This is a genomic window from Geoanaerobacter pelophilus (assembly GCF_018476885.1).
In the GTDB taxonomy this organism is placed as follows: Bacteria; Desulfobacterota; Desulfuromonadia; order Geobacterales; family DSM-12255; genus Geoanaerobacter; species Geoanaerobacter pelophilus.
The window spans coordinates 712,028-727,670 of the sequence record NZ_JAHCVJ010000001.1; the positions used below are offsets into that span (position 1 = coordinate 712,028).

Here is a 15,643-nt window from a genome sequence, read left to right on the forward strand (position 1 = left end):
CAGTCGGCAAATCCGAAGAGCGATTTCGGTGCATATTCACCGGATCTTTTCTTCCCTGTAACACAACTGCAACAAAACTTGGTTACGATCAGATCAACCAAAAGAGACATGATCGAAACAAGAAGGAGACAATACATGTTCAAAAAGATTGCTGCCATTGTTGCTGCCGGCCTGCTGTCACTGGCAAGCCTCGCCTCTGCCGAAACCCTGATCAACGGTGCCGGAGCGACCTTCCCTTACCCGCTCTACTCCAAGTGGTTCAACGAATACGCCAAGATCGACAAAAGCGTCAAATTCAACTACCAGTCCATCGGCTCTGGCGGCGGGATCAAGCAGATCACGGCCCAGACTGTTGACTTCGGCGCCAGCGACAAATTCCTGTCCGACAGTGAGCTCCAAGGCGCACCGGGCAAGCTGATCCACATTCCCACGGTTATGGGCGCAGTGGTCGTCACCTACAACCTTCCGGGTGTCCCGACCGGAGTTAAGCTTTCCTCAGAGGACGTGGCTGACATCTTCCTCGGCAAGATCACCAAATGGAATGACCCGAAGATCACCAACGACAACCCCGGCATCAAGATACCGGACAAGCCGATCGTGGTTGTGCACCGCTCTGACGGCAGCGGCACCACCAGCATCTTCACCGATTACCTGACCAGCGTGAACCAGGAGTGGGCCAAGAAAGTGGGCAAGGGACCGTCGGTAAAATGGCCGGTCGGGCTTGGCGGCAAGGGTAACGAAGGTGTTGCCGGCCAGATAAAGAATACCCAGTTCTCCATCGGCTACGTCGAACTGGCCTATGCTGTCGAGAACAAGCTCCCGTACGCCTTCCTCAAGAACAAGGAAGGGAAGTTCGCCGAACCGACCATCAAGTCGATCAGTGCCGCAGCAGCAGGCGCCGCCAAGAACATGCCGGCCGACTATCGTATCTCCCTGGTCAACCAGCCAGGCAAGGACACCTACCCTGTAGTCGGCTTCACCTGGCTGCTGGTTTACGAGCAGCAGAAGGACAAGGTCAAAGGCCAGAAGCTGGTCGAATTCCTCAACTGGAGCCTGCACAAGGGACAGAAGCTGGCAGCCCCGCTTCTCTATGCGCCGCTTCCGGAAAACGTGGTCAAGATGGTGGATAAAACCATCAAAACCATCAAATACTGATTTATATGGCCTGTCGGGGGGCATCAATGCCCCCCTTGTTTTTGTCGGTATAATTGTTTCAACGAGGCTACGAACTGATGGAGATTACGAAAACCATGACCTCCGCCGTAAACACCGAAGCAACGCAAAGCAAGACACCGGTCATAATCTCAGGCAATAACGCCTGGGGTGACCGGTTGTTCCGCTGGATTACCCTCGGCTTCAGCGCCAGCATCCTGTTGATTCTGCTGCTTATGGCCTTTGAAATGATCAAGGAGAGCCTGCCGGCGATACGAAAGTTCGGTTGGGGATTCACCATCGGCAAGGATTGGGACCCTGTCCAGGAGCAGTTCGGCGCCCTGCCGTTCCTCTACGGTTCCGTGGTCTCCTCGATCCTGGCCATACTCCTGGCCACTCCGCTTTCTGTCGGCACGGCTCTGTTCATCACCGACATCGCCCCCAAGAAATTTGGTGGGGCGGTTTCATCGCTGGTTGAACTGCTGGCCGCGATCCCGAGCGTCATCTATGGCCTCTGGGGGGTGCTGGTCATGGCGCCATGGCTGCAGAAAACGGTGCAGCCGTTCCTCATCGATCATTTCGGCTTCATCCCGCTGTTCCAGGGAGCCCCATATGGGGTCAGCATGCTGGCAGCGGTCTTCATCCTGATGATCATGATCGTGCCGATCATCACCTCCATCACCAAAGAGGTCCTCACCGCCGTACCGACTGCCCAGAAAGAGGCGGCCTACGCCCTTGGGGCAACCCGCTGGGAGATGTTGCGCATCGCCCTGCTGCCCTACGCCCGCTCCGGCATCCTGGGAGCGGTCATTCTCGGCCTGGGTCGGGCCATCGGCGAGACCATGGCCGTGACCATGGTCATCGGCAATACCCCGCAGATAGCGCTGTCGCTCCTCGCACCCGGCTACACCATGCCGAGCGTCATTGCCAACGAGTTTGCCGAAACCACCTCCAAGTTTCACTCCTCGGTGTTGATGGAGATCGGCCTGATCCTGCTGGTAGTTACCCTGGTGATCAACGTCATGGCCCGTCTGTTGATCTGGAGCGTCACCAGGGGTAGTGCAGGGAGAAATGCATGAAACGGACACCTTCGATCCGCCGGATCAAGAATAGCCTGATGACCCTGCTGATGGTGGCAGCCACCATCGCAGTTCTGGCGCCACTGGGGATCATCTTTATCCATATCCTGCGAATGGGGGCATCATCCATATCGCTCGACTTCTTCACCCAGATCCCCAAACCTACCGGTGAGACCGGCGGCGGCATGGCCAACGGCCTGGCCGGATCGGCAATCATGATCGCCATGGCATCGCTGATCGGGCTGCCAGTCGGGGTTCTCGGTGCGGTATATCTCACCGAATTCGGCAACAACCGTCTTGCCCATGCGATCCGGTTCTCGGCGGACGTGCTTGCCGGAGTTCCGTCGATCATCACCGGTATGGTGGCCTACACCCTGCTGGTAGTGCCGATGAAAGGGTTTTCCGCCCTGGCCGGCGCTATTGCGCTGGCGCTGATCATGATCCCGATTGTACTCAGGACCACCGAAGAGCAGCTCAAGCTGGTGCCGGGCACCCTGCGCGAGGCCTCGCTGGCCCTGGGAGTACCGCTGTGGCGCACGGCCCTTCAGGTAACCCTGGCCAGTGCCCGAACCGGTATCATCACCGGCATTCTCCTGGCCATTGCCCGCATTGCCGGCGAGACCGCGCCGCTGCTGTTCACGGCGCTCGGCAACCAGTTCTGGAGCAGGAAACTGACGGAACCGATGGCGGCAATACCGCTGCAGATCTTCAACTTCGCCATAGCACCCTATGAGGACTGGCATAAGCTCGCCTGGGCCGGAGCCCTGGTACTGGTGGTAATAATGTTCACTTTGAGCCTGGCAGCTCGATATTTCGGCAGGCAGAAAAGGTATTCGTAATGGATGCAATGCAAACAAAAGTGACCCTTGAAAACCTGAACGTCCATTTCGGCAGCAATCACGCAGTAAAGGACGTCTCTCTCGACTTCCCGGAAAACAGCGTGACCGCCATCATCGGCCCATCCGGGTGCGGCAAGTCAACCGTGCTCCGCAGCCTCAACCGGATGCATGACCTGGTCCCTTCGGCCCGGGTCACCGGTCGGATCATGCTCGACAATGCCGACATCTACGATCGCAGCGTGGACCCGGTGGCAGTGCGCAGGCGGATCGGCATGGTCTTCCAGAAGCCGAACCCGTTCCCGGCAATGTCGATCCATGACAACGTCGTCGCCGGCTACAAACTGACCGGCGGCTTGAAACGGTCTGATGCGGATGATATTGTTGAATCCTGTCTGAAGCGGGTGGCACTCTGGGATGAAGTCAAGGACCGCCTGAAGACCAGCGCCATGGACCTCTCCGGCGGCCAGCAGCAGCGGCTCTGTATCGCCAGAACTATCGCCGTGCAGCCGGAAGTGATCCTGATGGACGAGCCCTGCTCGGCCCTCGACCCGATCGCCACCCTCAAGATCGAGGAGTTGATCGAGGAACTGAAAGAGCAGTACACCGTCATCATCGTCACCCACAACATGCAGCAGGCCGCACGGGTGTCGGACAGCACCGCCTTTTTCTACATGGGGGAGCTGATCGAATTCGGGCTTACCAAGAAGATCTTCACTACGCCGGAGAAACGGCAGACCGAAGACTACATAACTGGAAGATTCGGGTAATAAAACAGTTCAAAGTTAGTTAGTTCAAGGTTCAAAGTTGAAACCTCGAACCTCGAACCTTTAAACTTGAACCTTTAACGAGGATTAATTATGGAAAGAGAACACTACAGCCGCCAATTCGATACCGAACTGAATGAGATCCGCGAAAAGCTCCTGGAGATGGGGGGCAAGGTGGAACTGATGATCAACGACGCCCTGAAGGCGCTGGTGGACCGGAATTCCGCGCTGGCTGAGAAGGTCATCGCCTTTGACCACCAGATAAACCGGCTGGAGATGGAGATCGACGAGCGCTGCCTGGAGGTGCTGGCCCGGCGCCAGCCCGCGGCCCGCGACCTGAGGTTCATTACCCTGGCGATGAAGATCGTGACCGACCTGGAGCGAATCGGCGACCAGTGCCGCAACATCGGCAAACGCTCCATTGAGCTAAACGAGCTTCCGCCGCTCAAACCATATATCGACCTGCCGCGCATGGCCCTGCACGCCAGCATCATGGTCAAGGAAGCGCTCAACGCCTTTGTTGCCGGCGATGACCAGCTGGCGCTCAAGGTCTGCCGCGACGACCAGTTTGTCGATGACCTGAACGAGCAGATCCAGCGGGAACTGCTGACCTTCATGATGGCCGATCCAACCGCGATCGCCCGGGCGATGAAGATCAACCATGTGGCAAAATGCGTGGAGCGGATCGCCGATCATGCCACCAATGTGGCGGAGATGGTGATCTTCATGATCAAGGGGAAGGATATCCGGCACACCGCGCTGTAATATTTTTTGCTTTATCCGCTAAAACCGATTAGCATGAGGGCTTTCCACCACCCTTTGACGAGGTTTTTCCGTGAAGGTCCTCTTCGTTCACCCCCACGGCAGCAACTGGCTGGGGTCAGGCCCTGATATCACCACCATCTTCAATGTCATGCCCCCCCTGGGGATCATGAGCATTGCCGCCTACCTGGAGCAGCGCGGCGTCTCGGCCGAAATCATCGACTGCTACGCTACGCCGCTGCCGCAAAGCGAACTGGTAAAGGAGATCATCCGGCGCCGGCCCGACGTGGTCGGTTTTTCCTGCACCACCTCCTCCTTTCTCGAAGGATACGATATCGCCAGCCAGGTCAAGGAGTCAGCGCCAGAGATTACCACGGTCTTTGGTGGCGCCCATGCCTGTTCTGCCGGGGCAAGCCTGCTCGACGGCTTTCCGGCCATCGATTACCTGGTGATCGGCGAAGGGGAGCAGACCTTTTACGAACTAGTGACCGCCAGTGGACGCGACATCGCGACCATCCCCGGCTGCGCGGCGCGGATCAATGGCAAAGGAGTGCTGTCTGCCGAGCGGGAGTTGATCGCCGACCTCGACTCGCTCCCGTTCCCGGCCTATCACCTGCTGCCGGAATTCCCTAAGCGCTACTTCCTGCCACTATTCAGCTACCCGAAGGCGCCCAACACCAGCATCATCTCCAGCCGCGGCTGCCCCTACCAGTGCTCCTACTGCGACCGCTCGGTATTCAACCGCGGTTTCCGCTTCAACTCTCCCGAATACATCGTCGAGCACATGGCGCTCTTGAACCGCGACTACGGCATCCGCCACGTCTTTTTCTACGACGACCTGTTCACTACTGACCGCAAGCGGGTAGCCGAGTTCTGTGCACTGAAGGAGAAACGGGGGCTGCAGGTCGGTTATAACTGTATCGCCCGGCTGGAGCATGTTGACGCCGAACTGCTGCAGCTGTTGAAGCGCTCCGGCTGCTGGCAGGTGAATTTCGGTATCGAATCAGGCGATCCGGAGGTGATCAAGAAGCATCGCAAGTACTACGGTCTGGACGAGGTGCAGCGGAAACTGCAGTTGGTGAAGGATACCGGCATGCGGGTCAAGGGGTTGTTTATGGTCGGCCTGCCCGGCGAAACCGAGGAGTCGATCCGCCGCACCATCGACTATGCCTTGGCGCTGCCGCTGGACGAGATCAATGTTACCATGTTCACCCCGTTTCCCGGCGCGCCGGTCTACGCCACCATCCGTGACCATGGTGAATTCAACGAGGAATGGCCGCTGATGAACTGCGTCAACCCGGTCTTCATCCCTCACGGCATGACCAAGGACCAGCTGCAACTGCTCTACGACGAGTTTATCCGCCGTTTCTACCGCCGGCACCGCATTCACTGGGGGTATACCACCATGCTCTGGAAATCCCCCCACAGCATCATATCGTTCCTGAAGAACCTGCCGGCCATCATAAAACTGGAGCGGGAAAAGAAATGGTAAAGCTCAAGCTGTCGGCGGTATCAACCATATTTTTGCTACTCTGCGCCGTAATGCCGTCTTACGCGGCTGACCCCGCCACAGCCAGCGGTGAATATGCCGTTCTCGGCGGTTACGGCATTACTCACCGGGGCTTTGGCGCCACCGTTACCCAAGTGCAGACCGTCGATGCCATTCTCCGTTACGGTTATTTCCTCTCCGATGAGGTCGCCAAAGGGAGCCTGGTGCAGGGACGCCACGAACTGCTGGTAGAGCTGCCGCTGCACCTGACCGTCGATCCGCGCACCCGGATCATGACCGGCCTGTACCTGCTCGGCAGCTGGAAATTCACCGGACTCAGTGAGCAGAAGCTTTATCCGTATGCCTTTGCCGGAGGCGGCCCGCTGTACAACGATCTGGGACTGGCCACCCAGGGAACCAGGCTCAACTACTCCTACCAAGGGGGTGTAGGTATGCAGTACCTGCTCCGCCCCGGAGTCGCCGTTATCGGTGAATACCGCTACCATCACATCTCCAACGCCGGCACTGCCGAACCCAACGAACCACTCAATTCAAGCAAAATCCTTCTCGGTATCTCCAAACAATTCTAACTATAGAAATATTTCATTACGTTTTTATTTGAAAAAACCCATACCATGGGTTATAAAATGTTACCCACTGGAGTGAGTTCGCTATAACCTACTGCATATACTACACATTACGGTCTTAAGGCCGACAATTCTACATTAGGAGATATTATGATTAAACTGTTTGCTATGATCGCTTCTATTTCGCTGATTGCCCTAGTTGGAAATGCAGAAGCGGCTAAAAAGAGGGTTGCGGTTCTTGATTTTGAAGATACTGCCATCGCTGAACAGAACAGCCAGAATCCGGACAACCCGTTTGCCATAATTGCAGCACTCCGAGGCCAGCAACAGCAGCAGGCGCCAGAGCGTAAAATCGGAAAGAATGTTGCCGGACAGCTGGTGAACGAACTCGCCAAAGACGGCACCTTCATGGTCCTCGAACGGAGCCAGATCCAGAAGATTTTTGATGAGCAGAACATCTCCAAATCAGGTGCTATTGACCAGTCAAGCGCGGCAAAACTGGGTAAGCTGCTGGGAGTAAGCGCCATCGTGACCGGCAGCGTAAATGAATTCACTGTCCAATCACACAAGCGGGGTGTTTTGGGAATCGGAGTTAAGGTAAACACGGCAAAGGTTGGCTTGAATGCCCGGATTATTGATGCAAATACCGGAGAGATCATTGCGACGGCTGAGGGCAAGGGTGAAGAGGAGAGTTCCAATGCGCAGGTCGGCAGCTTTTATGGTTCATCGGAAAGCGGGTCTGAAAACTCACTCTTGGGGATTGCCACCAAGAAAGCTCTGAACGAGGTTATCGCGCAACTCAAGACGTCAGAAAACAAGCTCAAGGAAATCGCAGTTACCGGTGCGGTCGTCTACAGCGATGCTGCCAAGAATTCGACCATTGCTGACATCGGGCGGACCGCCGGAATAAGCACCGGGGCTCCTCTCTATGTAAGCAAAGTGGTCAAGGAGATTAAAAACAGCTCCGGCGCAGTAATCAAGGTCATTACCGACAATGTCGCAGAAATAAAGGTCAAAGAGGTAGATGAGCAGACATGCACCTGTGAATGCATCAAAGGCGACTGCAAGGCTATTGCCGAAGGCATGCGGGTTTCAACCACCAAATAGCGCTTCACCCCTGTCTATTTAACAATCCTAAATCAAGGTAAGCCGGGGACTTCTCCGGCTTACTCTTTTCCATGAACATCTACTTCATTGAGTCAATTCTTCATTTTTTGTTGCAGCGGTCAACCGGCTGCCAACTTTGACGTTATAGTTGGTACATGCGCTGTACGCACCTTTGCTGGCAGCGAACAGAATCTTCAGGAGGAACATCATGAAAAAGACCATAATCACCATTGCAGCAATCGCAACCCTGGCAATTCCGGCCATCTCCGGCGCCGCCCCGGCCAAGCCCGGCCCATACGCATCCGCGTTTCTGGGGGCCACCATGGCCCAGGACGCCGATGTCAACACCGATGTCTTTGCCTCTCCCCCAGCGTTCAGAGACCGGGTGGAATTTGATCCGGGGATCAACATCGGTGGTACCGGCGGCTACGATTTTGGCTACTTGCGCGTTGAAGGCGAACTTTCCTACAAGCATTCGGAGATGAAGGCGATAACCGACCGCGACACCGGCGCCCGCTACCGGAGCGTCGACGGCGATCTCGGGGTCTTCGCCTTCATGGCCAACAGCTTCTTCGATCTGCACAATGACACACCGATCACCCCCTATTTCGGGGGCGGTATCGGGGTGGCGACGCTCTACATGGGCGAGACAACCGGCGTTGACAACAGCGGCATCCGGCAGACCCTCTACCTGAAAGACAATGACTCGGTATTTGCCTACCAGCTCGGCGCCGGGGTAGATATCGCCATCAACCGCAAGATTTCGCTGGATCTGGGCTATCGCTACTTCGGCACTTCTCGGGCGACCTTTGACAAAGACTGGGCCCAGAGTACGGACCTGAAATACGAGAGCCACAACATGGCTGTCGGCGTCAGGTTCAAGTTCTGATCAAGACCGACACTGCAAGCAAAAAGGCCGCTTCTGCTACGGAAGCGGCCTTTTTCGTTGCCCGTATTGTCAAACTCTTATGATGTGGTAACTATTACATACGTTTCATCATTATGCTTGGAGGTCCGTTACATGCAAAGACTGTTCACCCTTATAGCCCTGGTTCTTTTCCTGGCAACAGCACCGCTCACTGTTTTAGGAGCAGACACGCTACCCAAACCGGAAGCGCTCAGTGAGGAAACGATCTTTCTCACCGAAAAACTCTCGAAGAACTACGACACCATTGTCATCAAGGAGTTCTCGACCGACGGCGCAGAATACTCCCGGGTCGATGATGAAGAGAGGGCCAAGATCACTACCATGACCCCGATGCTGCTGTCGAATATTGCGCTCTCGATGGAAGGTGAACTAAAAGGGAAGAAGCTCTTCAAGAACATCATCAAGAACGGCGAGCCGAAGGGGAAGGCTGTTATTCTCGAAGGTAAGATCACTGAATTCAATGCCGGCAGCCGCGCCCTCAAATTCTGGGTTGGTTTTGGTGCAGGCAAGGCCTATCTGAAATTCAAGGGACGGCTGCTTGATGCTGCAACCGGCAAAGAACTGGCTAATTTTGAAGACCGGGAAACCGGCTACCGGGGCGCCATGTCCATGGAAAGCTATGAGGATCTTTTCCCCCACCAGGCCAAGAGCATCGGGGAAAACCTGGCAAAGTTCCTGGAGAAACTCTACTGAGCAATGGGGGGAGCCGATCGGCTCCCCCCACTCTATTCGCTTTTCAGCTTTTCTTTAATCTCTTCACCCAGCTTTTTCGCCCCTTCTTTGGTCTCCTTGCCTGCCTTCTTCAGACCAGGGCCGATCTCTTTGCCGGCTTTTTTCAGACCTTCCTTGATCTCGCGCCCCTCTTCCTTGAGCGCCTCCTTAATCTTTTTCCCTTCGGTCTTGAACGCTTCCTTGGTCTCGTGGCCCGACTTCTTCAGGTCTTCCTTAAGATCGTCGGCAAAACTATTGGCGGCAAAAAGGGTACAGATGAGAAACATGGGTGTCACTCTGCTTTTCATGGCTGGCCTCCTTCATCTCTTACGATCGCACCCGGCTGGCGGGCGGCAGGTTCAGGGAGCGGCGCTCGGCTTAGCGCATGCTCGGTCATATATGCATCAGGCTTCATCATGCGCTGGGTCTGCCACAATACCCTGATGATGTACGGCCATTGGGATGGCTTGACCTGGCGCACCCAGTCCAGCAGGCTTTTTTCACCGGAGGTGTTGAGGATGGAGCGTTTCCAGGTTTCGGCGTACAGCTCGAAGAACCGCTGCGCCCCCAGTTTCGGCTCCCAGAGCAGATGGTGCATGTCGAAATTGCTCCAGGGCTGATCCGGTATCCGGGCCTTGATCCCCTCGTAGAACTCGGTGCCCGGCAACGGGGTCAGTACCGTGAACCCGGCGCGCTGCAGGCCGTGACGGGCGACAAAGTCCCAAAGTTCCTGGAATTCCGCTTCCCCCCAGTTGTGGTCCACCAGGAAGTTGCCGTTGATGCCGTATCTGAGCTCCCGCGCCAAGCGTACCGCCTCGACGCTGTCCGTGACCTCCGAATCCTTGGTTATCCCCTCCAACCCGGAGTCGCTGGCTGCCTCCAGGCCGAGGAAGATGTCGAAGTCCTTGGCCAGCGGCCGCCAGGCCGCCATCACCTCGGCCCGCTTGGTGATCAGGTCGGTGCGGGTCTGCACCAAAATCCACCGCTTGAACACGCCGCGCTTCTTCAGGGCTGCGGCGAGCTCCATGCTCCGCTCCGGATCATACCAGAAGAGGTCGTCGGCCACGAAGATCGAGTCCCCGGCAGTGGCAAAGTCCTCCACCACTGCAGCCAGGCTCCGTTCCCGGCAGGTACGGCCATAAAACTGCCACACCGAGCAGAACGAGCAGCGATGAGGACAGCCGCGAGCGGTCTCCACCAGCCAGACCGGCTTGAACAGCAGGCAGTGATAGCCGCTGCGGTGCCGCTCCACCAGATGGCGGGCCGGGAGGCGGATCAGGTCGAGGCTGGTCCGCTCAGGGAGCGGCTGGGTGGTGACCCAGCCATGATCGGTTTTGAGCCGCAGGGCCGGCACCTCAGTCAGCGGCAACCCTTTTTTAATGGCTTTGGCCAGGGCCGGCAACACCTCTTCGCCGTCGTCAAGACAGATGGCATCGATCAGGTCATGCTCCAGCGGCGCAGGATATGAAGCGGCAGCATGGCCACCGACAATAATAAAGGCATTAGGCGCAGCCCGGCGCACCTCGGCAGCAGTGGCGATGATCCGGTCGTACTCCAGGGCATGAAGGCAGGAGATGCCGACGATCCGCGGGGTAGTGCGACGCACCCAGGCAGTGGCGCCGGGTCGGAAACGGAGGTCAGCCACTGTCACCGGATAACCGGCAGCCAGCAGGGCGGCGCCAATATATTCCAGGCCGAGCGGCTCAACCCGGAAAAATGGGCCGAGACCGAATTTTTCATGCCCCGGATCAGGGCGCAACAACAGAGTATTCATAGGGCACCAGCTCCACTGGCGGCAAGCTGACCGATGATTTTCCGAACCATTCGCTGATCCTTTTCGTTCAGCGCCATATCGCTTTTTCTCCCCTTGAACCCCATATGAAAATAATCAATCCGCTTGATGCCGATCGGCTTGGCAAAGAGCCTGAACGTCTTCCGGGCACTGGTGACAATGGGAACCATGACCCCAGGCAGTGCGCTGGTGGTAATCAAGATGCCATTGATTTTTTTCTCCAGCTCCCTGACCTTGGGCGAATAGCTGTCATCGGGCCAATGGCAAAACACCGCCATCCGTTCGATAACAACTCTGAGAATTGACGGCAGATCATAGCAATTGATCGGAGCCGAGAGGATAATCGCCTTCGACTGCAGCAGCGCAGTTACCAGGGAATCCATGTCGTCGTTCAGAGGACAGCGGCCCAACTCCTTGCCCGGCGCTTTCATGCATGACCGGCAGTTGTTGCAGTAGCCGATGGTCAGCTCCCGCAACTTGATGTACTGCGTAGCAAGCTGCTTTTCTGCCAACCCGGCGCGTAACAGATCGCAGACAGTGTCATTAATGCCCTGTTCGCGGCGGGAAAGATTCAGTATCGTTATCACCGGTGCTCCGATCTGCCTGCTGCTGCGGTTCTCGTTTTGCGTTGTGGCCTTTTTCAACCGCCGGTTACTGGGGACGGCTGATCCCTCCCCGGCGCAGGAGGTTATACAGCAGATGCACCGGTTTGCCCGGGCTCTGCATGACCCGATCAATGATCTTCGGCCAGCGGTAGGCTTCCCAGCGGGCCTGCTGCCACCCCTGGTAGAGCTGTTCAGGGGTCATCAATTTGGGTTTAAACACCACCTGGCCATGGTCGTAACGGCTCCAGTCCTTGTGCAGCAACCGCCCTTCGCCGTCGAATTGATCAAACAGCGCCGTCCCCGGATAGGGGGTGAGAATGTGAAAGGTCGGCAGACTCGGCTTGCACTCTTCCAAGAAGCGGACCGTCCGTTCAAAGACCCCCTCGTCGTGGTCGTCGAAGCCGAAGATCATCGACGCCTCCACCACCACGCCGGTGTCGCGGATCCGCTTGATCAGCTCTGCCTGGGAATACCTGCTGCCGGTCTTGGGGTGATTGGCATGTTCGCCGGCCATCGACTCGATGCCGACGAAGATGCCGATACAGCCGGAATCAGCCAGCAGCCGTACCGCCTCCGGATCTTCGGCAAAGCGGAGGTTAGCCTGGCCTCCCCACTTCAACCCCATCCCGCGCATTCCGGCCAGGATCGGCTTGGCCCGGGCGGCATCACCCAGGATGTTGTCGTCGAGAAAAACCGTCAGCTTGCCGCTGAAGGTAGCCAGTTCGGCCAGAACATCCTCCGGCTCGCGGTAGCGGAAACTCTTGCCGAAATAGTTGGTGGTGATGCAGAACGGGCAGTCGTAGGGACAACCGCGGCTCGCCTGCAGGGTCTGGGTGGTCAGATACTGCTTGCCGCTGAAGATGTCGCGCCGGCCCCAGGGGATTGAAAGCTGGCCACCGTCGGGGATGGCGGCCCGGTAAACCGGTTGCAGCTTTCCGGCCAGAAAGTCTCCCAGCAGCCCGGCCCAGACCGGCTCGGCCTCGCCGATCACTACGGCATCGGCATGCCGGCCCGCTTCCTCCGGCAGCACGGTCGGGTGAATCCCTCCCAACACCACCGTCTTTCCTTGCGACCGGAAGCGGTCGCTGATCTCGTAGGCACGGGCAGCCTGGTGGGTCATGGCGGTGATCCCCACCAGGTCGAAATTGCCATCAAACGGCACATCCTCGTGCACCTCGTCGACCAGGACAATCTCCCAGTCGGTCGGGGTGGCAGCCGCCACCTGTTTCAGGGCCAGAGACGGGAGCTGAAAGCGTTTCACCCACCCCAGCTTGTGGGTAGCCGGATAGACCAGTAACAGGCGGGGACGGCTCATGCGCCACCTCTGTTCCGCCGGAAGAAAGCGGGAAGCGCTACCAGCGAAAAAATGGCAGTGGCACCAATGCCGAAGTTGGTGGCCCAGCCTAGCGAAGCGAGCGCCCCGTAGTCGGCAAAGGCCAGGGAACCAAAGCCGGCAATGGTGGTGAGGGCAGACAGGAGAACCGCCCGGCCGCTCTGGACAAATACCGCACAGCGGTCTGCTGCCGCAACCACGCCGACCCGGTGGGCGATATGCATGCCGTAATCATTCCCCATTCCCAGGATGGTAACCAGTACCATGGCATTCATGAAGTTGATCCCCATATCGATCCCGGCCATGATGCCGAGCATTGCTGCCACCCCGGCCAGCACCGGGAACAGTGCGGCACCGATACCGGCCAGTCCGGAAAAATGGGTAAAAAGGAGGAACAGCACCAGGACTCCCCCCAAGGCCGCCCCCCAAAGGAAGCTGCGCCGCACCATTTCCGTCAGCTGCCGGCTTACCAGGTCTATGCTGGTGGTTCTGGCCTCGGGCACCACCTGGCGCAGATCGGCCAGGAAAGAGTCCACCGGGAACTCTGCCCCACGGTAGTGCAGGTAAGACAAAAGATGGTACCCCGAGGCATCCCGGTTCAGATGGCGACTCACCACCCCCTTGAGCGGCGATGCGGCCAGCAGGTCGATACCTGCAGCCAACGGCTGTTCGCCGGCAGTGGCCAGCCCGGCCATGCCCGCCAGGAACGGGCTAAACGGCTCGACGCTAAAGCCGGCCAGTTCGAGATTGGCGCGAACTTCAGCAGCTAGGTTGCAGCCGGTAAGTGCAGTGCGTAGCCCCTCGCTGACCCGCTGCTGAGTGTCGCCATCGTTCACCAGCATGCCGAGGCTCGAATAATCGGTCAGTTTGCTGCTTTGCAGGTATTTTGAGGCCAGGCGGTCCACCAATACCCCCTGCCTGAGGACCGAATCGCGATCAGCGCCATCGATAGCCACCAGCAACTGCTTCGGACTGATGGCCAGGTGGCGTTCGATCTTCTCCTGGGTGAGGAATGCCTCGGAGTGGCGCGGCTGCAGGTTTTTCAGTTCTCCTTCGAACCTGATGCCAGTGGCAAAGACCACTGCGACTGCCACTGCAAGAAGGGTTGCAATACGGAACATACCGGGATAGCGCCCCGTCAGTCGCCAGACCGTGCCGAGCCCGAAGCCGGGGAGTGACGCATAGCGGGCCGTAGGCCAGCGACGCTCCATGAAGAGCAGCAGCGGCGGCAGGAACAGGAACGTGGCGTACATGGTGGAAAGGACGCCGAGCCCCACCAGCAACCCGAGTTCAGACAGCGCCCGGACATCGGAGAAAGCTAGACAGAGAAACGGCAGGGCCGTGGTAGTGGCTGCAGTGAAAATGCCGTGGCCGGTATCGATTACAGCCAGTTCCAGAGCAGACTCACCGTCAGCCCCGGTACACCGCTCCATGTGGAAGCGATCGTAAAGATGAATGGAGTAATCGGTGCCAAGGCCGATAATCAGGGCCATAAAGGCAAAGGCGATGATATGGACCGAGGCCAGGAAAGCGCCTGCCAGCCCCAGGGCCAGGGCCACCCCCCAGGCAATGATCAGCGGCAGCAGCAGGGTCGGCAGCCAGCGGCGGTAGGTAAAAAAGAACAGAGCGAGCACAACCACCAGGGAAGAGAGGATGCAGCCGAGGATTTCCCCTTTCATGGTCGCTTCATCAATGGCCGCCGAGACATGGGCACCGGCGCAGGAAATCTTCACTTTGGCCCCCTGCCGCGCCGTATCGATGGCAGCGGCAAGTTGGCGGGCAAAGGCCATGTCCTGCACCGGCCGGGCCGGTTCAGCAATCATGATCAGCACCTGCTTGTCGCGGGAGAGAAAATACGGCGATGCCGGGTCCAGGTCGAGGGCCTGGCCCCCTTTCTTGAGCCTCGGTAGCACCAGTTCCCGCAGGTTCAGCGGATCGCCGATCAACAGCTCCGTCATCCCCATCCCTGCCTGGCTGGCCAGGGCCGTCACCGTTGCTGCCAGCTCTTTTCGCTGGCTGTCCGGCGTCAGGCGTTGCAGGTATGCGGGCAACTGCTCAGGAGGGAGGAACAACTGCGGCGCCAGCACTGCCCGACCGACAAAAGCGGCAAACGGCGCAGCATCTGCCTCTTCATAGAGCCGGTAGGTGACCCTCTTGAAGGCGGGCTGGCCGTTGATTGACAATTGCCGCAACCGCCCGGCGAACCGTTCGCTCTCTGCTGTCAGGATGGCCGGCTCTCCTTCGATCAGGAAGTAAGCTTCGTTGGCGCTGCCGGTCCAGCGCAGGGTGTCGAGCAAGAGTTGTAGAGCTCCGGACCGGGCCGGGAAAAGCTGGAAGACATCGGCCTCAAAGCGGGTGGTGGCGATAGACACCAGGGAGAGGAGGAACAGCAGCAGCGAAACCGCCAGAGTGGCGCCGGGACGCCTGGTGGCGATCCGGTGCAGCCATACCAGGTGGCAGCGGATAAGGCTGTTGAAGGCTGAGGTTACTGACAT

At 58.0% G+C, this 15,643-nt stretch carries 15 protein-coding genes; 10 read left to right on the plus strand and 5 right to left on the minus strand.

Annotation, left to right across the window (positions count from 1 at the left end):
* Positions 1-135 precede the first annotated feature (135 nt).
* From pstS to KI809_RS03345, 10 genes are all read left to right on the plus strand, one after another.
* Positions 136-1,155: a phosphate ABC transporter substrate-binding protein PstS gene (gene pstS, locus KI809_RS03300; protein WP_246559152.1), complete on the plus strand. Its 1,020-nt coding sequence runs from the start codon at positions 136-138 to the stop codon at positions 1,153-1,155.
* 77 nt (positions 1,156-1,232) lie between these two features.
* A complete protein-coding gene (pstC, locus tag KI809_RS03305; RefSeq protein ID WP_246559153.1) occupies positions 1,233-2,231 on the plus strand; it encodes a phosphate ABC transporter permease subunit PstC in 999 nt (332 codons plus the stop codon).
* Positions 2,228-3,070 (plus strand): phosphate ABC transporter permease PstA, encoded by an 843-nt coding sequence (gene pstA, locus KI809_RS03310; protein ID WP_214170070.1) that lies wholly within the window; start codon positions 2,228-2,230, stop codon positions 3,068-3,070. The genes pstC and pstA overlap by 4 nt, the downstream gene beginning before the upstream one ends.
* 8 nt (positions 3,071-3,078) lie before the next feature.
* Positions 3,079-3,837, plus strand: coding sequence for a phosphate ABC transporter ATP-binding protein PstB (gene pstB / locus KI809_RS03315; RefSeq protein ID WP_246559231.1), 759 nt, complete (start codon positions 3,079-3,081; stop codon positions 3,835-3,837).
* Between the two features lie 90 nt (positions 3,838-3,927).
* Complete coding sequence (gene phoU, locus KI809_RS03320) at positions 3,928-4,599, plus strand: phosphate signaling complex protein PhoU (RefSeq protein ID WP_214170072.1); 672 nt, start codon at positions 3,928-3,930, stop codon at positions 4,597-4,599.
* Positions 4,600-4,669: 70 nt separating this feature from the next.
* Positions 4,670-6,088 (plus strand): B12-binding domain-containing radical SAM protein, encoded by a 1,419-nt coding sequence (locus KI809_RS03325; protein WP_214170073.1) that lies wholly within the window; start codon positions 4,670-4,672, stop codon positions 6,086-6,088.
* Positions 6,082-6,675 (plus strand): acyloxyacyl hydrolase, encoded by a 594-nt coding sequence (locus tag KI809_RS03330; RefSeq protein WP_214170074.1) that lies wholly within the window; start codon positions 6,082-6,084, stop codon positions 6,673-6,675. The genes KI809_RS03325 and KI809_RS03330 overlap by 7 nt, the downstream gene beginning before the upstream one ends.
* A gap of 147 nt (positions 6,676-6,822) precedes the next feature.
* Positions 6,823-7,779, plus strand: a complete 957-nt coding sequence (locus KI809_RS03335; protein ID WP_214170075.1) for a CsgG/HfaB family protein — start codon at positions 6,823-6,825, stop codon at positions 7,777-7,779.
* A 208-nt stretch (positions 7,780-7,987) separates the two neighbouring features.
* Entirely contained in the window at positions 7,988-8,668 is a 681-nt protein-coding gene (locus tag KI809_RS03340) for an outer membrane protein (RefSeq protein WP_214170076.1), read from the plus strand.
* Between the two features lie 132 nt (positions 8,669-8,800).
* A complete protein-coding gene (locus tag KI809_RS03345; protein ID WP_214170077.1) occupies positions 8,801-9,400 on the plus strand; it encodes a DUF4410 domain-containing protein in 600 nt (199 codons plus the stop codon).
* Positions 9,401-9,432: 32 nt separating this feature from the next.
* Here the strand turns inward: KI809_RS03345 and KI809_RS03350 are convergent, their stop codons facing one another.
* The 5 genes from KI809_RS03350 to KI809_RS03370 all read right to left on the minus strand — a co-directional run bounded on the left by KI809_RS03350 (position 9,433) and on the right by KI809_RS03370 (position 15,643).
* Positions 9,433-9,726 (minus strand): hypothetical protein, encoded by a 294-nt coding sequence (locus KI809_RS03350; protein ID WP_214170078.1) that lies wholly within the window; start codon positions 9,724-9,726, stop codon positions 9,433-9,435.
* The gene (locus KI809_RS03355) at positions 9,723-11,192 is read right to left on the minus strand and encodes a B12-binding domain-containing radical SAM protein (protein ID WP_214170079.1); all 1,470 of its coding nucleotides are present in this window, start codon (positions 11,190-11,192) and stop codon (positions 9,723-9,725) included. The genes KI809_RS03350 and KI809_RS03355 overlap by 4 nt, the downstream gene beginning before the upstream one ends.
* Positions 11,189-11,797 carry a flavodoxin family protein gene (locus KI809_RS03360; protein WP_214170080.1) on the minus strand — a complete coding sequence of 203 codons (609 nt, stop codon included), beginning with the start codon at positions 11,795-11,797 and terminating at the stop codon, positions 11,189-11,191. Before KI809_RS03360 ends, KI809_RS03355 begins: the two co-directional genes overlap by 4 nt.
* A 64-nt stretch (positions 11,798-11,861) precedes the next feature.
* Complete coding sequence (locus KI809_RS03365; protein ID WP_214170081.1) at positions 11,862-13,130, minus strand: B12-binding domain-containing radical SAM protein; 1,269 nt, start codon at positions 13,128-13,130, stop codon at positions 11,862-11,864.
* Positions 13,127-15,643, minus strand: a complete 2,517-nt coding sequence (locus KI809_RS03370; RefSeq protein WP_214170082.1) for an MMPL family transporter — start codon at positions 15,641-15,643, stop codon at positions 13,127-13,129. Before KI809_RS03370 ends, KI809_RS03365 begins: the two co-directional genes overlap by 4 nt.